Annotated in this window: 11 protein-coding genes and 1 pseudogene; 6 read left to right on the forward strand and 6 right to left on the reverse strand. The window is 64.7% G+C overall.

Going from position 1 to position 15044, the window contains the following annotated elements:
* Position 1: 1 nt before the first annotated feature.
* Positions 2–1645: a Fic family protein gene (locus tag E5P3_RS31925; protein ID WP_232073562.1), complete on the reverse strand. Its 1644-nt coding sequence runs from the start codon at positions 1643–1645 to the stop codon at positions 2–4.
* A 225-nt stretch (positions 1646–1870) separates the two neighbouring features.
* Here E5P3_RS31925 and E5P3_RS31930 point away from each other — a divergent pair, with 225 nt between their 5' ends.
* Both E5P3_RS31930 and E5P3_RS31935 read left to right on the forward strand, forming a co-directional pair.
* Entirely contained in the window at positions 1871–5053 is a 3183-nt protein-coding gene (locus tag E5P3_RS31930) for an error-prone DNA polymerase (RefSeq protein ID WP_162590083.1), read from the forward strand.
* 152 nt (positions 5054–5205) lie between these two features.
* A complete protein-coding gene (locus E5P3_RS31935) occupies positions 5206–5592 on the forward strand; it encodes a hypothetical protein (RefSeq protein WP_162590084.1) in 387 nt (128 codons plus the stop codon).
* Positions 5593–5685: 93 nt separating this feature from the next.
* Here the strand turns inward: E5P3_RS31935 and E5P3_RS31940 are convergent, their stop codons facing one another.
* A complete protein-coding gene (locus E5P3_RS31940; RefSeq protein ID WP_162590085.1) occupies positions 5686–6666 on the reverse strand; it encodes an HNH endonuclease in 981 nt (326 codons plus the stop codon).
* Positions 6667–6671: 5 nt separating this feature from the next.
* Complete coding sequence (locus tag E5P3_RS31945) at positions 6672–7181, reverse strand: hypothetical protein (protein WP_162590086.1); 510 nt, start codon at positions 7179–7181, stop codon at positions 6672–6674.
* A gap of 80 nt (positions 7182–7261) precedes the next feature.
* On the opposite strand from E5P3_RS31945, the gene E5P3_RS31950 reads away from it, so the two are divergent.
* The 3 genes from E5P3_RS31950 to E5P3_RS31960 all read left to right on the forward strand — a co-directional run bounded on the left by E5P3_RS31950 (position 7262) and on the right by E5P3_RS31960 (position 9867).
* Entirely contained in the window at positions 7262–7963 is a 702-nt protein-coding gene (locus E5P3_RS31950; RefSeq protein WP_162590087.1) for a hypothetical protein, read from the forward strand.
* 363 nt (positions 7964–8326) lie between these two features.
* The gene (locus E5P3_RS31955) at positions 8327–8611 is read left to right on the forward strand and encodes a hypothetical protein (RefSeq protein WP_162590088.1); all 285 of its coding nucleotides are present in this window, start codon (positions 8327–8329) and stop codon (positions 8609–8611) included.
* Between the two features lie 485 nt (positions 8612–9096).
* Positions 9097–9867 carry a competence protein CoiA gene (locus E5P3_RS31960; protein WP_162590089.1) on the forward strand — a complete coding sequence of 257 codons (771 nt, stop codon included), beginning with the start codon at positions 9097–9099 and terminating at the stop codon, positions 9865–9867.
* 9 nt (positions 9868–9876) lie between these two features.
* Here the strand turns inward: E5P3_RS31960 and E5P3_RS31965 are convergent, their stop codons facing one another.
* From E5P3_RS31965 to ligD, 3 genes and pseudogenes are all read right to left on the reverse strand, one after another.
* A complete protein-coding gene (locus E5P3_RS31965) occupies positions 9877–10860 on the reverse strand; it encodes a hypothetical protein (protein WP_162590090.1) in 984 nt (327 codons plus the stop codon).
* Positions 10861–10982: 122 nt separating this feature from the next.
* Entirely contained in the window at positions 10983–11738 is a 756-nt protein-coding gene (locus E5P3_RS31970; protein ID WP_162590091.1) for a hypothetical protein, read from the reverse strand.
* Between the two features lie 429 nt (positions 11739–12167).
* Positions 12168–14639 (reverse strand): annotated as a pseudogene (ligD, locus tag E5P3_RS31975) (DNA ligase D).
* Between the two features lie 162 nt (positions 14640–14801).
* On the opposite strand from ligD, the gene E5P3_RS36555 reads away from it, so the two are divergent.
* Positions 14802–14945 carry a hypothetical protein gene (locus E5P3_RS36555; protein ID WP_443083305.1) on the forward strand — a complete coding sequence of 48 codons (144 nt, stop codon included), beginning with the start codon at positions 14802–14804 and terminating at the stop codon, positions 14943–14945.
* Positions 14946–15044 lie beyond the last annotated feature (99 nt).

The following is a 15044-nucleotide window of genomic DNA, read 5'->3' on the forward strand; positions in this document are numbered from 1 at the left end:
GTCAGCCGCGGGGGCGTGACGCGTCTTCCTCATCGCTGTCCTCGCGCGAGACGTCTCTCGCCAGTTGGGCGTCGGTATTTGCCTCCGCCGCGTTCCTAAGGCTCTGAGCCACAAATTTCGCAAAGGGCTTGATGTCGCCATCGCGGCTCGCGGAGTTCAGGGCGTCCATGTACCTATCGCGATCTTCAAGTCGCAGGACCGTCCAAGGGAATCCGCCGGAGGCGAGCATCGAGTTCATGATGAAGCGACCGATTCGGCCATTCCCGTCCATATACGGATGGATGAACACAAACATGAAATGACCCAACACCGCGCGCACCGAAGCGAGCGGTTCGTCACGAAGCAGCTCGAAGAACACCGGCATCATGTCTCGCACGGCTTCGCGAGAGGGTGGGACGTGCGCCGCGTTGCGGATGTAGACCTGATGGCCGCGATACCCTGCCAGGTCGGCAGCCGCCAGAACACCGGCTGTCACGCTCGGTGAGAACATCGCGCGGAACCAGCCGCCGTGATCACGCTTCAAGACTTCGCCAGGATTGGCCCCTTCGAAGATCTGCAGGATGGACTGGTTGACCTCGTTGTGTGCAAGCCAATATCCGCGAGCTGCCATTGCGTCGCGTGACCGACGATCTTCCTCGTGACGCTCATCGTTCCATTCTCCGCTCGCAACACGCCGAATGAGTTCGGGCGTGACCCGGTACCCTTCGATGGAGAGGGAGTGATATGCATCGGTCACGTAGACCTCCTCGACAGCCTTCATGAAGGCCGGAACGTCCATTGGCAGGCCCGGCTCTTCTGGGAATGAGCTGGCAACATCACCACGCATCGCGCTCCACATCAGGCGCAACCTGGAGACATGTGGCGACTCGATGCGCCCGCCAAGAACTATCGGCGGAGGGGCGGAAAAGGGGTTGACCACCGTGACCTGATTGCCCAACGCTCTCATGAATCCAACGATGTCGTTCGCGATCGCCTCCCGGCCAACCGCAAGAAAGGCCCCGGCAAGCCGCCCGGCGATCGTGCCGTGATTGCCGTCGGCGAGCAGGCGGCTGAGTTCCGATGCATCGGTGATGGAAAGCAAAGCGATCTGGGCATCCTGTGGCGATGCCCTGAAGAAGTTCTCCGGTACCTTTAGAAGCGCCTGCTCCAGCGTCATGGTGCGGACCCCGCCGGCGATGTCACGTCTGTCAGCCGAGGGAAAGTCCCTTGCCTGGTAGTCCATCAGGGAGAACCCATCTGGCAGAGCGACCACTCCGTTCTTGCCCTGCCGCGCGTGCACCACGACCTGTTTGGGGAGCAACGTCGTTCCGGCGTGCAACCGCAAGGAGTAGTCGGCAGACACGCACCACTCGGTTCCAAAGCGTGCATCGCAGTACGCCGCAATGAAGTCCTTCATCGCGGCGATCCAAGGGGTCGTGTCTCCGGCCTTGGCAGCAGGGCTGGCGGACATGTACCAGCCCTGAATCACGAGTTGAAGATAGCCGGCCTGAAGCAGAGCCTCACGCTCCAGGCGTGAGAACTGGCCCGTGTGGAAAACATGGGTGCCGCCCTCTTGGAGGGTATGGAGCATCTGCAGGGCGACAGCCAAGCGCCGCTGCGCCGGAGTCGGCATCTGCTGCACGGGAGCGGTCGAGTTCGTGGCCATTCTTCGCTGCCTAGTCGTTGCTAGGGTTTATTGTAATGCCAATGCTAGGGATTTTGGTATTTCCGGCGCTAGGTTATTCTGCGTTGCGCCCGCTAGGGAATCGTGTCCGAGAGGCCCGCGACACAAGCCCCGAAAGGCCGAAAACCCGACAGCTCGAAAGCCGACCCGGCATCCGGGTCAAGTGCGAGGCACGCCGCGGTGCGATACTGGTTTTTTATCCAGTGTATGCACGGACCGCCCCCATTTGCCGAGCTGCACTGCCGCTCGAACTTCACCTTCCTCGTCGGGGCATCGCAGCCCGAGGAACTGGTAGAGCGCGCTGCTGCCAAACTCTACTCCGCCCTTGCTCTCACCGATGAGTGCTCGGTCTCGGGCGTCGTGCGCGCGCACCTGGCCGCCCGGGAGGCCAGCCTGCACTTCATCTGCGGCAGCGAGATCCTGCTGACCACCCAGAGCGGGCACCCGCACGCCAGGATCGTGTTCCTGGCGCAGAACAAGCTCGGCTGGGGCAACCTCTGCGAGTGCATCACCCTTGCGCGCCGGCGGGCCGCCAAGGGCCGCTACAGCGCCCTGGTGACGGACGTGGAGGGCAAGAACATCCAGGCGCCGCACCTGGCCGGGATGCCGGGCTGCCTGGCGCTGCTGCTGCCCGAGCGGGACGCCACCACGGAGTCGCTCTTCGCCCAGGCCATGTGGCTGAAGACCTGGTTCGCGGGCCGCGCATGGCTCGTGGCGCCGCGCCCGCTCCTGATGGACGACGATCTGCGCATCTGGATCGTCCAGCAGGTCGCCGAGAGAACCGGTCTGCGAATCGTGGCCAGCTCCAGCCCGGTCATGCACACCCGCAAACGCAAGAAGGTCCAGGACGTGCTCACCGCAGTGCGCATCGGCAAGACCGTGGCGACCGCCGGCTACGCGCTGCAGGTCAATGCCGAGGCGTACCTGCGCGGCCGGGCGGCGCTGATGAACCAGGTGCCCGGCGAGTGGATGGAGGAGACCGTGCGTGTGGCGAGCCTGTGCACCTTCTCGCTGGAGGAGCTGAAGTACGAATACCCGCGCGAGGTCGTGCCTGAGGGCGAGACGCCGGCATCGCACCTGCGCAAGCTCACGTACGAGGGGGCCAAGCGCCGGTACCCGAACGGCCTGCCCGAGAAGGTGCACAAGCAGATCGAGCACGAGCTCAAGATCATTGCGCAGCTCGAATACGAGAGCTACTTCCTGACAGTTGCTGACATCGTGCACTGGGCGCGCGACCGCAACATCCTCTGCCAGGGGCGCGGCTCGGCCGCCAACAGCGCGGTGTGCTACTGCCTGGAGGTGACGAACGTCGATCCCGACCGCATGTCGGTGCTCTTCGAGCGCTTCATCTCGGTGGAGCGCAGGGAGCCGCCCGACATCGACGTCGACTTCGAGCACCAGCGGCGCGAGGAGGCGATGCAGTACGTCTACGAGAAGTACGGGCGCGATCGCGCGGCGCTCACGGCTGTGGCCACCACCTACCGCACGAAGTCGGCGCTGCGCGACGTGGGCAAGGCGATGGGGATCGATACGGACAAGGTCGACCGTCTGGCCAAGACCGCCTACGGGACCGACGAGAAGTGGATCAGCGAGGCGTGCCTGCTCGAAAACGGCATCGATCCGACCGACCCGGCGGTCGTGCACTGGCTGACGCTCGCCGACACGATCCGCGGCTTCCCCCGGCATCTGAGCCAGCACCCGGGCGGCTTCGTGATCGGCCGCGACAAGGTCAGCCGGCTGGTCCCGGTCGAGAACGCCGCGATGGACAACCGTTCCATCATCCAGTGGGACAAGGACGACCTCGATTCGACCGGGCTCATCAAGGTCGACGTCCTGGCGCTGGGCATGCTCACGGCGATCCACCGCGCGCTCGACCTCGCTGGCGCGAAGGCGGGCGGCCCGCCCATGCGCATGCAGAACGTGCCCGCCGAGGACCCAGCCACCTACGAGATGATCTGCAAAGCGGACACCGTGGGCGTGTTCCAGATCGAGAGCCGCGCGCAGATGAGCATGCTCCCGCGCATGCAGCCCCGGTGCTTCTACGACCTGGTCATCCAGGTCGCGATCGTCAGGCCCGGCCCGATCCAGGGCGGCATGGTGCACCCGTACCTGCGCCGGCGCATGGGTGAGGAGAAGCTGGAATACCCGAGCGACGAGATCCGCCAAGCCACCGAGCGCACGCTTGGCATCCCGCTCTTCCAGGAGCAGGTGATGGCCATCGCCATGGTCGCGGCCGACTTCACCGCCGGCGAGGCAGACCAGCTGCGCCGCGCAATGGGCGCCTGGCGAAAGCGCGGCGGCCTCGAGGTGCACCAGCGCAAGCTCATCGATCGGATGCTGACGAAGGGCTACTCCGAAGACTTCGCGCAGCGCCTGGCGAAGCAGGTCGAAGGATTCGGCAGCTACGGCTTCCCCGAGTCGCACGCGGCCAGCTTCGCCCACCTCGTCTACGTGAGCTGCTGGCTGAAGCGGCACCACCCGGACGCGATGCTCGCTGGACTCCTCAACTCGCAGCCGATGGGCTTCTACGCGCCAGCCCAGCTCGTGCGTGATGCGCGAGAGCATGGGGTCGTCGTGCGCCCGGTCGACGTGACGATCAGCGAATGGGACTCGACCCTCGAAGAGCCCACGCAAGGCCCGGCGTCGGCTCGCTGGGACAGCACTTACGAGGAGCCGCTGCGCGCCGTCCGCCTGGGCCTGGGCCGCATCGCCGGCATGCGCGAGGAGGCTGCTCAGCGCATCGTCGCTGCGCGCTCGCAGCAGCCATTCGCGAGTGTGGAGGACCTTGCCATGCGCGCGCAGCTCGATGCGCACGACCTCAGGTGCCTGTCGGGCGCCGATGCGCTGCTCGGCCTGGCCGGCCGCCGGCCCGACGCGGTATGGGCCGCAAAGGGTGTGGACACGCGGCCGACAAAGATGCTGCGGCAGGCGCGCACCTTCGAGGATCCCGTCGACTTCGCGGCCCCCGACGAGGGCTCCGAGATCGCCGACGACTACGGCTCCGTTGGGCTCAGCCTGCGCAAGCACCCGCTCGCCCTCATCAGGCCTAAGCTGGCCGCTTTGGGGATCAAGACGTCCGAGGAACTGCGCGTGAGGGCCAAAAACCGGCAGACAGTGCGCGCGAGCGGCCTCGTGACGCACCGGCAGCGCCCCAGCACGGCGAATGGCGTCGTCTTCGCCACCCTCGAAGACGAGACCGGCACGGTCAACATCATCGTGTGGCAGCAGGTCGCCGAGGAACAGCGCACGGTGCTGCTCGGCGCCAGGCTGCTCAGCGTTGAGGGCACCTGGCAAAGCGAGAAGGGCGTCCAGTCGCTCGTGGCCACGAAGCTGGTCGATCACACTCACCTGCTCGGCACACTGCGCACGTCCAGCCGCGACTTCCGTTGAGGGCCGAGTCTTGACGCTTTCGCTCGCCCCGTGGAAACGCCACCGGCTGCGCACTGGGGGCCCCTCAGAAATCTGACCGTCTCGGAAAAATACTCCCAGATCTCGCGCTCACATGGCATCGTCAGCGGCTTCAACGAGAAAGAGCCCCGAGAATGACCGCCAGTTCCATCCAAGTCCAGTTCGTACAAGCCATGACGGCGCGCGGATGGCGGCCCGATCGCGTTCGCGTGGACGTGGCGTTCAAGGACTACGACACCGCGGCCGGCGGCAGGACAGCAGTCGTGTATTGCCGCCAGAACAGCGACGGCGACCACGTGCTCACCGGCGACTACTGGAGCGAGGGGCGCAATGCGCTCTCGACTTGCTGGGCGCTGTTCCGGCCTGGGACAGACAAAGCGACCATTGCCGCCGAGATCGAGCGCTTCGCGGCCGAGGCCGAGAAGACGATTGCGGATACCTACGCCATGCGGATCAAGGCGCTGCTGGCCGAGCCGGACGAAGAGGCCTTTGACGCCGAGACCCCGAGCGCCGGCGGATGAGTGTCGCGGCGCTCGCGGTTACCCGGAGCAGGAAACGACACCGGCGGCCGTTGCGAAAACCCGCAGGGGCGAAGCTGCAACAAACCGGGGTTGTCAGTTGCCCGCCTCGAGCCTGGCCACACGCCACTGAAGCGCTTCCAGTTTCGGGTACATCCGAGGCTCCCGTGGCTTGATCAAATCCTTGCCCGCCAGCTCGATCAGCGGTCGGTGATCTGCTATGCGGCTGTCCAGTCGAGAAGCGACGTGCCACTTGAAGTCTGGGCCAGGCGCGATGAGATCGTGATCCATCGCCCAGTGCATGTTCGGCGTGAGCGCGAGCCCGTTGCGCGGATCGTCGTCCTGCGCTTCGCTGAACGGATGGATATGCGCCGCCTCGACCATTGCCGTTCCGTCCAGCAGCACGAGCCGAAGGCCAGTCGCAGCGCACCTGTAGTCGTAGAGTTCAGTCACGACCCGCCGGAAAGCTGGATCACGCACGTACGCAGGCGGCGCCTGCGGCCGCGCCTGGAGCGACGGCCCCGCTCGGAGCTGGTGTTCATAGCGGCTGATCTCACTCGCCTGAGCGACAACGACGCGCAGTTCGCTCAGCCCGCGATCGAACCAGGCGGTAGACAACGCGTCGCCCAGCGCTTCGACGTTTTCGGGCGTCTGGAGCAACTGGAAAAGCTCCTCGTCGAGGGAAGCAAAGGCGACGTTCTCCAAGATCGCCGCGTTGCTGCGTGCGGTGTCCATTGCCCCCAGGACATCCTCCCGCCCGGGCACTGCGTGGAGGTGCCAGAAGCTCTCGCCGGCGCCCCGCAGGCGCCCCGACAAATGGAAGAACGGAAAGTATGGGTTGCGATGGTCCGTCGGGCTACGAACAGCGTCGAAGAACCGGGCGTATCGTTCCAGAAGAGGCGGCGCGTAGAAGATCCGATTCTCGGTAAGCCCCCCGCTTCGGGCGAGGTCGAGCACGGCCAACAGCATGCAAATCTTGTGCGGGCTCGCACGGCCGCCTGCAACGTTGACGTTGAGGCGTGCGAACTTCTGCTGGTAAGTCTCGACGGACATTGGCGGCGCGGATTTCCCGATCATCGATCCTAAACGGTGCCGCCGAACCCGCGCTGCCTGGAAATCGTCGATCGAGCAAAGCGCTCGACCTCGGAAATCGCCGCCGGCCAGTCAGCGGCCCATCGCGCAAGCCTCCACGGCAGATCGAGATCCTCACAGGCCGGGTGCAGCCGCGACAGCAGCGCGATGCCCTTCGGGGAGACCAAGAGCCGCTTCGCAGGAGCACCCATCTCCCACAACAGTTCGTCCTTGACCATCTGATCCAGTAGCCCCGGCGCCGAAGTCGAGGCCTCCAAGGGAACGACCTCATTGCGGCCTGTGCCGCGCCAGTTCGCCAGCTCCCAGGCCATCTCCGGCCGGGTCGTCGGGTGCCGGGAGCGAAGCCAGTAGAGGATCTGGATCTTCCTGAGCGTGACAGCCCCTTCTGGGACGCCCACCTCCAGCGCGATCCGATCGAACACGCTCGATCCATCCACGTTCAAAGCCTCCTCCAGAGCGCCTTCAGCCTGCGGCGCCAGCGACGACGATGGGGCGTTCATGGATGTGCGGCAGAAGGGAGCATCGGATTATTTTCTCCCGTCCTTGACGTATCGAGAGCCGCCTCCGTAAGGTAGTTCGCATGACCTCGGCCCCTCTCGAATTCGCTCGCACCCTGAACGCTTGGCTCAAGAGCGACGACAAGAAGCTCCTCGCAGCAATCAGTGGCGGCCGGACCATCGAAGAGGCATCGGACGAACTGCAGCGCGAGCCGGTGTCGGTCCTGCGTCGAATCAGCGACATCGGCGCCTTCGAGTTCGAGCTCGGCACCGAGGAATGGGTCGAGATCATGTCGCTGGCCCTCTCCGGGGTGCCCCTCCAGGACGCGATCGCATGGTGCTCTGCCTCAGACGATCGGATGCCCTTGGAGTTGCTCGATGCAATGCGCTCCGGCCCCGACCAGCGGCCTGCGTTCGAACTGGCGCGCGAGCTGGGCATTGCGGTGCCGACGGCGGCCGCAGTCGCCGACCTATTGTGGTTGGTCGACCAGCCTGAGGAGATTCGCAGCGGCTATGCGTCCGCGGCGCAGAGAGTTGTGCAACGGTTCGATGCCTTGACGCCAGCTTCGCTCAAGAGCGAGGTACTCGGCATCGCGCCGGCCGAGTTGCTCTGGATGGGCGGCCCTTCACCGAAGGTCCGGCGGGGATCGGCGACAGCCAGCGCGCGCGCCTCGAAGGCGCGCGCACCTCGCAAGGCGTCGACCTCCCGCGCTCGGAAGCCGAAGATCCGCAACCGCTGGGCATTCGCCAACTACATGAAGAAGAAGCGCACTTCGGCAAGCTGAAAGTACCCGAGAGTTCTATGACCATCGATCACAACGTCTGCGCCGCCGCGCGCCACTTCGACCAGGAGCAGCCGATCGGCCCGCTCGAAGACGACGTGCTCGGCGCGCTAGAGGCGCATGACCAGACGCATGCAGCGTGGAGCGACGCGCAAGGCACTCGCTCCACTCTTCGCCCGTGTGCTCTCAGCGTGGCTCTATCCAGGTGCCGTCATCGACACCCAAGACCGCACGGGCATCCGCTCCATCATCCTCAAGTCAGCAGCGGATGCGCGGCATGAACAGCGCACCCGGCGGGACGCCAGGACCGGCCTAGGCAGAGGCCGTGTCAAGATCGCGGCCAGTAATGAACAAGGCAGGTAAGCGATGAGCATGCAATACGATCCGTTTCGCCCGCATGGCCAGCCCGCTCAAGCGATCTACGACGCGTTCCAGTCGGAAGCGACCCACCGGCGGAAGCGCACGCTCGATGAGTGGACACGCCTGGAGCGCGAAGCCGTGCACAAAGCCGCGTGTCAATACGCAGAGCACCACGACTTCACCGCGCCATCATTGCTGGCTGTTGAAGAAGCTGAGCGATACGCGCGCGGTTCGGCGGATTACGGGGCGAAGTGGGCCTACGTGGTGGCTTCTCAAATGACCAAGCGGTGACTGGGCGCACTCCACCACGGACACCTTGCCTGACCAACGGACGCCCGACCTGCGCATTCAAGCCACGCGCCACGCGGCAGGAACCCCCACGACGAAGTTCCCGCTCGAAGAACAGCATGAAGAACACACCCAAATCCTGCAGCTGCGCTCATTGCGTCATCGCTAGGGCGACCGCTCCTGGCCAAGTCCGAATGAAGCTCGAAGAGCGCAAGTTCCGCCATCGTCAGAACAGGCTTCTCCGCACCGGGGCAGTGGACCTCGATCTCATCCCCGCGGGTAGCCGCAGCCGGATGGGCTGATCGGCCGCGCCCCGCCACCGACGTGATCAACGTGATCATCGACGTCGAGGTCGCGAGCCGAAAAGCATGCCTTCGTCATCGCGTGCGGCGCCGACCGCCCGGGCCGCCGCGTGCAGATCAGCGGGGGGAAGGCGAACCTGACCATAGGCTCTTGTCGCCGGCCATCCCGACGTTTACGATGCCCGCGTGCTCACCGCCAACCGCCGGTCGGACAACTTCAAGATGCTGGCTCGCGATGCCGGACGCCACGACGCGCCGTTCGCATGCCCCGCGTGCCGGGCCGAGCTGATCCTGAGGAAGGGATCCATCCGGATTCACCACTTCGCGCACAAGGCGCCGACGTCGTGCCGCCTGGGGTTCGGCGAGACACAGGACCATTTCCAGGTGAAGCTTGCGATCTTCGACGGGCTGCGCGACCAGGCCAACGTCACGCACCTCGAACTGGAGAAGCGATTGCCCGGCGCGGTGGCCGACATCTACGCGATCCTCGCCGGCGTCCCAGTCGCCATCGAGGTGCAGCGCAGCATCCTCGGTGTCGAGGGCATCGCGGCGCGCACCGTCAACTACCACCGCCTCGGGATCGCGGTCATCTGGGTGGCACTATCGAAGGGGGATCTCGACTTCGAGCGCTACAGCCCCTCGGCCTGGGAACGCTGGTGCCACGCGGCGAACTTCGGGCGTGTCTACTACTGGTCTCACGGCCAGGTGCTGCGCCCGGTTCACTTCGCACCCTTCACGCTGCACGTGGCGCATCAGACGTGGCGCAAGCATGGAGAAGAGCACAGCGCCGGCGGCTACGACAAACGATCCAAGCTTTGGGTGCGCCCGCAAGCCGGCACCCCGATGATGCTCTCGGCGCATTTCCAGAAGCGCACCCGCGAAGCATGGTCCGGAGGGAAGCTGGTCATCCCCGAGAGCACGCTCTTCGTGGATCGACAGCCGAAGTGGTGGTCGTAGCTGCCTCCGTCAAGATGTTTCCTCTGTCCAGGATTGGCCGAGCAACAGGGTTGCGCGCGACCCCCACGCAGGCACAAACGGATCTAGAAAGCCCTCAAGCGATGTGCTGAAGCGGGCTCGGGCGGCGAGCGTAGCCGCACCGAACTGCTCCTCGAGAGCCGCGTTCAACGTACCCGCCATTCGCGGCCACTCGATGCGCACCTTCTCGATGGCCTCCGCATTGCGTGCCTTCACGACAACTTGTGCAAATCTGGCGGCTTTGCCGCCCTCCTGAGCGACCCAATCGGCCTTTCTCAACGCTCCGCCCAAACCCTCTATCGAGCTCTCATATTCCCTGAGAAGCCCAGACCAATGCTGAGATTGCCGTGCCCAAGTTTCTGTCGTCCTGGCACATGGAGGATCAAACTGCCGGAAGATCGGTTGAACGAGGATTTCCAACTCGCCCGCGCCGCCTGAACCCAGCCGACTTTTGCGCTTCGGCCAGCCACCGAAACCTTGAACCCTGTGCCCTTCACTATGAACCTCGCACCAGAAGATCGCGAGTAGTCCGTCTGAGGGAGGCATGAGCGTTCCGTAGAAGCTCTTGACTGGAATCCAGGCCGCTGGAATGGGTCGCTGAAGGCGGCGCCGGACAGCCGCATCGACAAGGTCCATCTCGGGTAGTCCGCGGCCCAACATGCGGGCGAGGATCGCCAATGATCCGCTCGCCCCGGGGCTAAATTGATCGCGAAAGGCCAACTGCAACACCCGGTCGGCGAGGCTGTCCTGATCTTCAAGCGAAGGCAACTCGATCCACCTCCGCACGTCGTCGGCAATCGAGGCCAGTTCGACGCCAAGCGCGTTCGCTCGACCAGAATCAACAGCGTTGAATAGCTTGGTCACTTCCTTCAAGGCGTCTTCTCGATCGCAGTAGAAGCCCACATTGGCTTCAAGGTGCGGGGTATAGACCGGCATTGGACCGTTCCAGCGTCCGCGCAATGCGAGGATCTTCATGCAGAGCGACTCGAGTTCCTCGCGGCGCCCCAGTTGAGTTTCAGGTGTTCCCTTTGGGTTCGCATATTCAAGGTTCAACCAAGAAGCATACCCCTCACTAAGCGATTCAAGCTCTTTGAAGGTTATGTGGGGCTCTCGGACCAAGGCAAGTTCAACTTCCAGATCTTCAAGGAACCGCTCTGGCCAATGGGTGAATGGCAGAGTGGTCTCAACTTTTCATTGGTGCCTCGGACCAATCGGCCAGCCGGGTCGAGGCAGAAGACTTTGGACGGTGAGGCATGCACCGCAAAGAGAGGTTCGCGCACGACTTCGACTGCCTCCCTAGCTCGTCGGGCTTGCTCGGCCACCATCTTCTCGAGCTTGACGACCACACGTTCCGCGCCGGCCTCGGTCACCTGCGTCGATCTTCTCGGGTCACCATCTTCGTCGTCGTACTCTTCTTCGTCGAGATCGATGTCGTCGAATGCATCATCGGGCCATTCGATGCCGGAAGCTTCGATGACCTCCTGTTGAAACGCATATATAGCCGCACACGTCTCTCGGTTCCCGGACCCTGGGGCGAGCGCATACATGTACCGATCTCGCAGCTCGAGGACCTCTCGGACGCGAACGAGCGCAACGATCGCGAACACCGCAAACATCGCAGCGGCTTCGTCGCCGGCAGCCTTCGCGATCTTGCGCAGCACTGCCGGCCGCTGGGAATCGGTGCGCCGGAGGAAGTCTTCGATCATCGAGCGACAAGCATCCTCAATGCGGATCTTCTGCTCCGCCGACATTGCCTCGAACTGGTCGCGCGCAGCTGACATCTTGAAGTCCGCAGCCGCCATCATGGCAAGCTCGCCTGCGTCTCTCCAGGCGAACTCTTCATAGCTGCTCATGGCCTTCTCGTGAGGATGCCGCTTGCTTCGTCCGTACATAGGGCCTTCCTTTTTGCTTGCCCAATGACCCCATCGCGTAGCCCGCGACGGATGCGAACGGGGGCCACCACTGGGGCTCCGCTGACACGACGCCCAGCGGCCATTGTCAACTCACCGTCTGAGGCTCGCCAAGTTGTCCGGCCGCCATCATGTTCACGACCGCGCCCTCGACCTCACTGGCTAGCACGAGTCTTCGCTCTTTCGGAGCGTAGTGCCACATGGATGGCGGGGCCAGAAGTCGCCAGAGTCGGGCATCAATTGCAGCTTGACGGACTGGAAGACGAGGAGGGTAGGGATGAAGTGGGCTAGCACGGTAGGGGTGCGCAACATCGGCTTTCAGAGTGGATGTACTCGGTATAGGCATCCGCAATTGCATGACGCTCCTTTCCGCTATCCCAGCAAGATTTTTTTCGCTTGCGCCAGAGGCCGGGCTGAATCGGCGTACCCCTCCCAGGGATCATTCCCTTTGTCGAGCCGCGTCTGAACGTTCCGCACGTTCCAATGCGCGCCGCTGGTCACTTTCGCCAGCTCCTCCCATGCGATCGGCACCGACACGCCCAGCCCCGGCCGCGCGCGGGCCGACCAGGCCGAGGCTGTCGTGGCGCCGAACCCGTTGCGCAGGTAGTCGATGAATATCTTGCCCACTCGGTTCTTCGGCCCGCTCTTGGCCACGAAGATCTGCGGGAGCGTGCGCGCCAGGTGCACGACGATGGCCTGCGAGAAGTCCTTCACCGTGTCCCAGTCGTAGAGGCGCTTGAGCGGCACCACGACGTGCAGGCCCTTGCCGCCGGTGGTCTTCACGAACGAGGCGAGCTCGAGCTGCTCGAGGAAGACGCGGACCAGCTCGGCCGCTTGCTGGATCTGCGGCCACTTCACGCCTTCCCCCGGGTCCAGGTCGAACGTCATCCGGTCCGGCTTGCCGATCGCAGTCTTGACGGCATTCCAGGTGTGGAACTCGACCACGTTGAGCTGGGCGGCAGAGAGTAGGCCCTGCGCCGTGGCCACCTCCAGCAGTGGGGCATGGGCCGGGTTCAGTGCCGGGTCGAGCTGGCGCACGCCGGGGATCTCGCCCTTGTCCAGATGCTTTTGGAAGAACAGCTGGCCGTTGATGCCCTCTGGCGCGCGTACGAGCGACACAGGGCGGCCTTTCAGGTGTTCGAGGATCAACGGCCCCACCAGGCCATAGAAGCGCACCAGCTCGATTTTGGTGACGCCGGTGGACGGATCGATCACGCGGTCCGGGTTCGAAACCCGGAACTTGGCCGGAAGGGTGTGCTGCACCTCCGCGCCGGCGGCGGGCCGCAGGTGAAGCGGCACCTCGCGCACGACCGCCTTGGCGGGCTTGTCCGCCCGGATGCCGTGGAAGACGGGGTGGCGGACGTGGCCGCTCTTCGTCCATTCCTGGAAGCTCACCTCGACCACCAGCTCGGGCCGCACCCACTGCGCGCCGCGGGCGCTCGCATCAGTGGTGCCGTGGATCGGGCTGGTCTTCGTGGCCAGGGGCGCCAGCTTCTGCTGCAGCGCAGGGACGGCGTTGCCGCTGACGCCCGAGCCGACGCTCCCCGCGTAGACCAGTCGGCCCTCGGCGTCGTGCGCCGCCAGGAGGAGGGCGCCGATGCCCGATCGTGTGCCGCGCACGTGCGTCCAGCCGGCGACGACAAACTCCTGGCGCTGCCTGCACTTGAGCTTGATCCAGTCCGGGCTCCGGCTCGACGTGTAGGGACTGTCCTTGCGCTTGCCGATGATCCCTTAAAGGCCGAGCTTGCAGGCCGAGGCGACGACCTCGCGCGGCGCGCCGGCGAAGGCCTCGCTGAAGCGGATCGAGTCGGGCACGTCCTCAAGGAGCCGCTGCAGCTGCGCGCGGCGCTCGACGAGCGGCACCTGGCGCAGATCGAGGCCGTCGAAGTGCATCAGGTCGAAGATGTGGAACGTGATGTCCTTCGTACGGGAGTTGTCGAAGGCGTTCTGCAGAGCCCCGAAATCGGGGAGTGCCTGGTCGTTCAGGATCACGATCTCGCCGTCCAGCCAACAGGGCGGCAGCTTCATCGCGGCCAGGTCGCGCGCCAGGTGGGGCAACTTCTTCGTCCAGTCGTGCCCGTTGCGGGTGAAGAGCCGCACGTCGGCGCCGTCCACCCGGGCGAGCAGGCGGTATCCGTCGAACTTGATCTCCAGCACCCAGTCATCGCCGCTTGTCGGCGGCCCGTCGACCAGGGTGGCCAGCTCGGGCGCGAGCTTGGCCGGGAGGGCGCTTCTCTTCGCCCCGGCCAGACTCCCGGTGGATTCGGCGGGAGCCGCGGCGCCGGCAGGCATCGGCAGCCCGGCCACGCTGTCGGGCATCTCGTCGACCACGCTGAACTCGCTCGCCGGCCGCACGAACTCGTCTCGTTCCTTGATGAGCAACCATGCGTTCTGCTTCCCGTCGCGGCTCTTGATCTTGACCAGCACCCACCGCCCGCGAAGCTTGTGGCCATGGAGCTCGAACTTCAGGTCGCCGGCCTTGAGGCCCTCGTGCGGGTTGCCGACCGGCACCCAGATACCCTTGTCCCAGATCACCACCTTGCCCGCCCCGTACTGCTTCGGCGGGATGGTCCCCTCGAACTGGTTGTACGAGATGGGGTGGTCCTCGGTCTGCACCGCCATGCGCTTGTCGGCGGTGTCGTAGCTAGGGCCCTTCGGTACCGCCCAACTGAGCATGACGCCGTCCAGCTCGAGTCGGAAGTCGTAGTGCAGCCTGCTCGCCCAATGCTTCTGGATCACGAACTGCAGGCCCGCCGGCGCGGATTCGCCGCCCTCGGCGGGCTCGGGCGTGACAGCGAAGTTGCGCTTCGCCTTGTACTTTGCGAGGGGTGGCGCGGCTGGCATCTTCAGAATGTAGGGGACCGTTCGGTCGGTGGAAGGCCCGGCCTGGCTGTGAATCGTGTCAGGGGTAGTCGTACCTTTTTTGCAGATTGGTGCGCTTTGTTTCTGGCGTGGAACACGGCGCAGTTGCAGAGCGTGGTCGACCGGCTGCGCAAGGAAGGCCAGATGATCGAGGATAGCTGGCTACGTCGCATGGGCCCCGTCCATTTTGGACACATCAATTTCCGGGGCACGTTCCGGTTTCTTGTGGAACGCTACGCGGACGCTCTCCTGGAACAATCCCGGACAGCGTCACAACGATCGGCTTGAGTCATCAGGTGCAAGGACCGAGCTTTGAACTGCTGCGATTTGCGGTCGGGGTCGAGTTCGTACAGCTCAGGCCTTGACCACTGCGAACGTTCCGGGTGC

Source organism: Variovorax sp. RA8 (assembly GCF_901827175.1).
In the GTDB taxonomy this organism is placed as follows: Bacteria; Pseudomonadota; Gammaproteobacteria; order Burkholderiales; family Burkholderiaceae_C; genus Variovorax.

Coding starts and splice junctions, on each gene's coding strand:
- E5P3_RS31965 (WP_162590090.1), bottom strand. CDS start 10,860: ATGAAGATCCTCGCATTGCGCGGACGCTGGAACGGTCCAATGCCGGTC.
- E5P3_RS31945 (WP_162590086.1), bottom strand. CDS start 7,181: ATGAACGCCCCATCGTCGTCGCTGGCGCCGCAGGCTGAAGGCGCTCTG.
- E5P3_RS31955 (WP_162590088.1), top strand. CDS start 8,327: ATGAGCATGCAATACGATCCGTTTCGCCCGCATGGCCAGCCCGCTCAA.
- E5P3_RS31925 (WP_232073562.1), bottom strand. CDS start 1,645: ATGGCCACGAACTCGACCGCTCCCGTGCAGCAGATGCCGACTCCGGCG.
- E5P3_RS31950 (WP_162590087.1), top strand. CDS start 7,262: ATGACCTCGGCCCCTCTCGAATTCGCTCGCACCCTGAACGCTTGGCTC.
- E5P3_RS31935 (WP_162590084.1), top strand. CDS start 5,206: ATGACCGCCAGTTCCATCCAAGTCCAGTTCGTACAAGCCATGACGGCG.
- E5P3_RS36555 (WP_443083305.1), top strand. CDS start 14,802: ATGATCGAGGATAGCTGGCTACGTCGCATGGGCCCCGTCCATTTTGGA.
- E5P3_RS31970 (WP_162590091.1), bottom strand. CDS start 11,738: ATGAGCAGCTATGAAGAGTTCGCCTGGAGAGACGCAGGCGAGCTTGCC.
- E5P3_RS31940 (WP_162590085.1), bottom strand. CDS start 6,666: ATGATCGGGAAATCCGCGCCGCCAATGTCCGTCGAGACTTACCAGCAG.
- E5P3_RS31930 (WP_162590083.1), top strand. CDS start 1,871: ATGCACGGACCGCCCCCATTTGCCGAGCTGCACTGCCGCTCGAACTTC.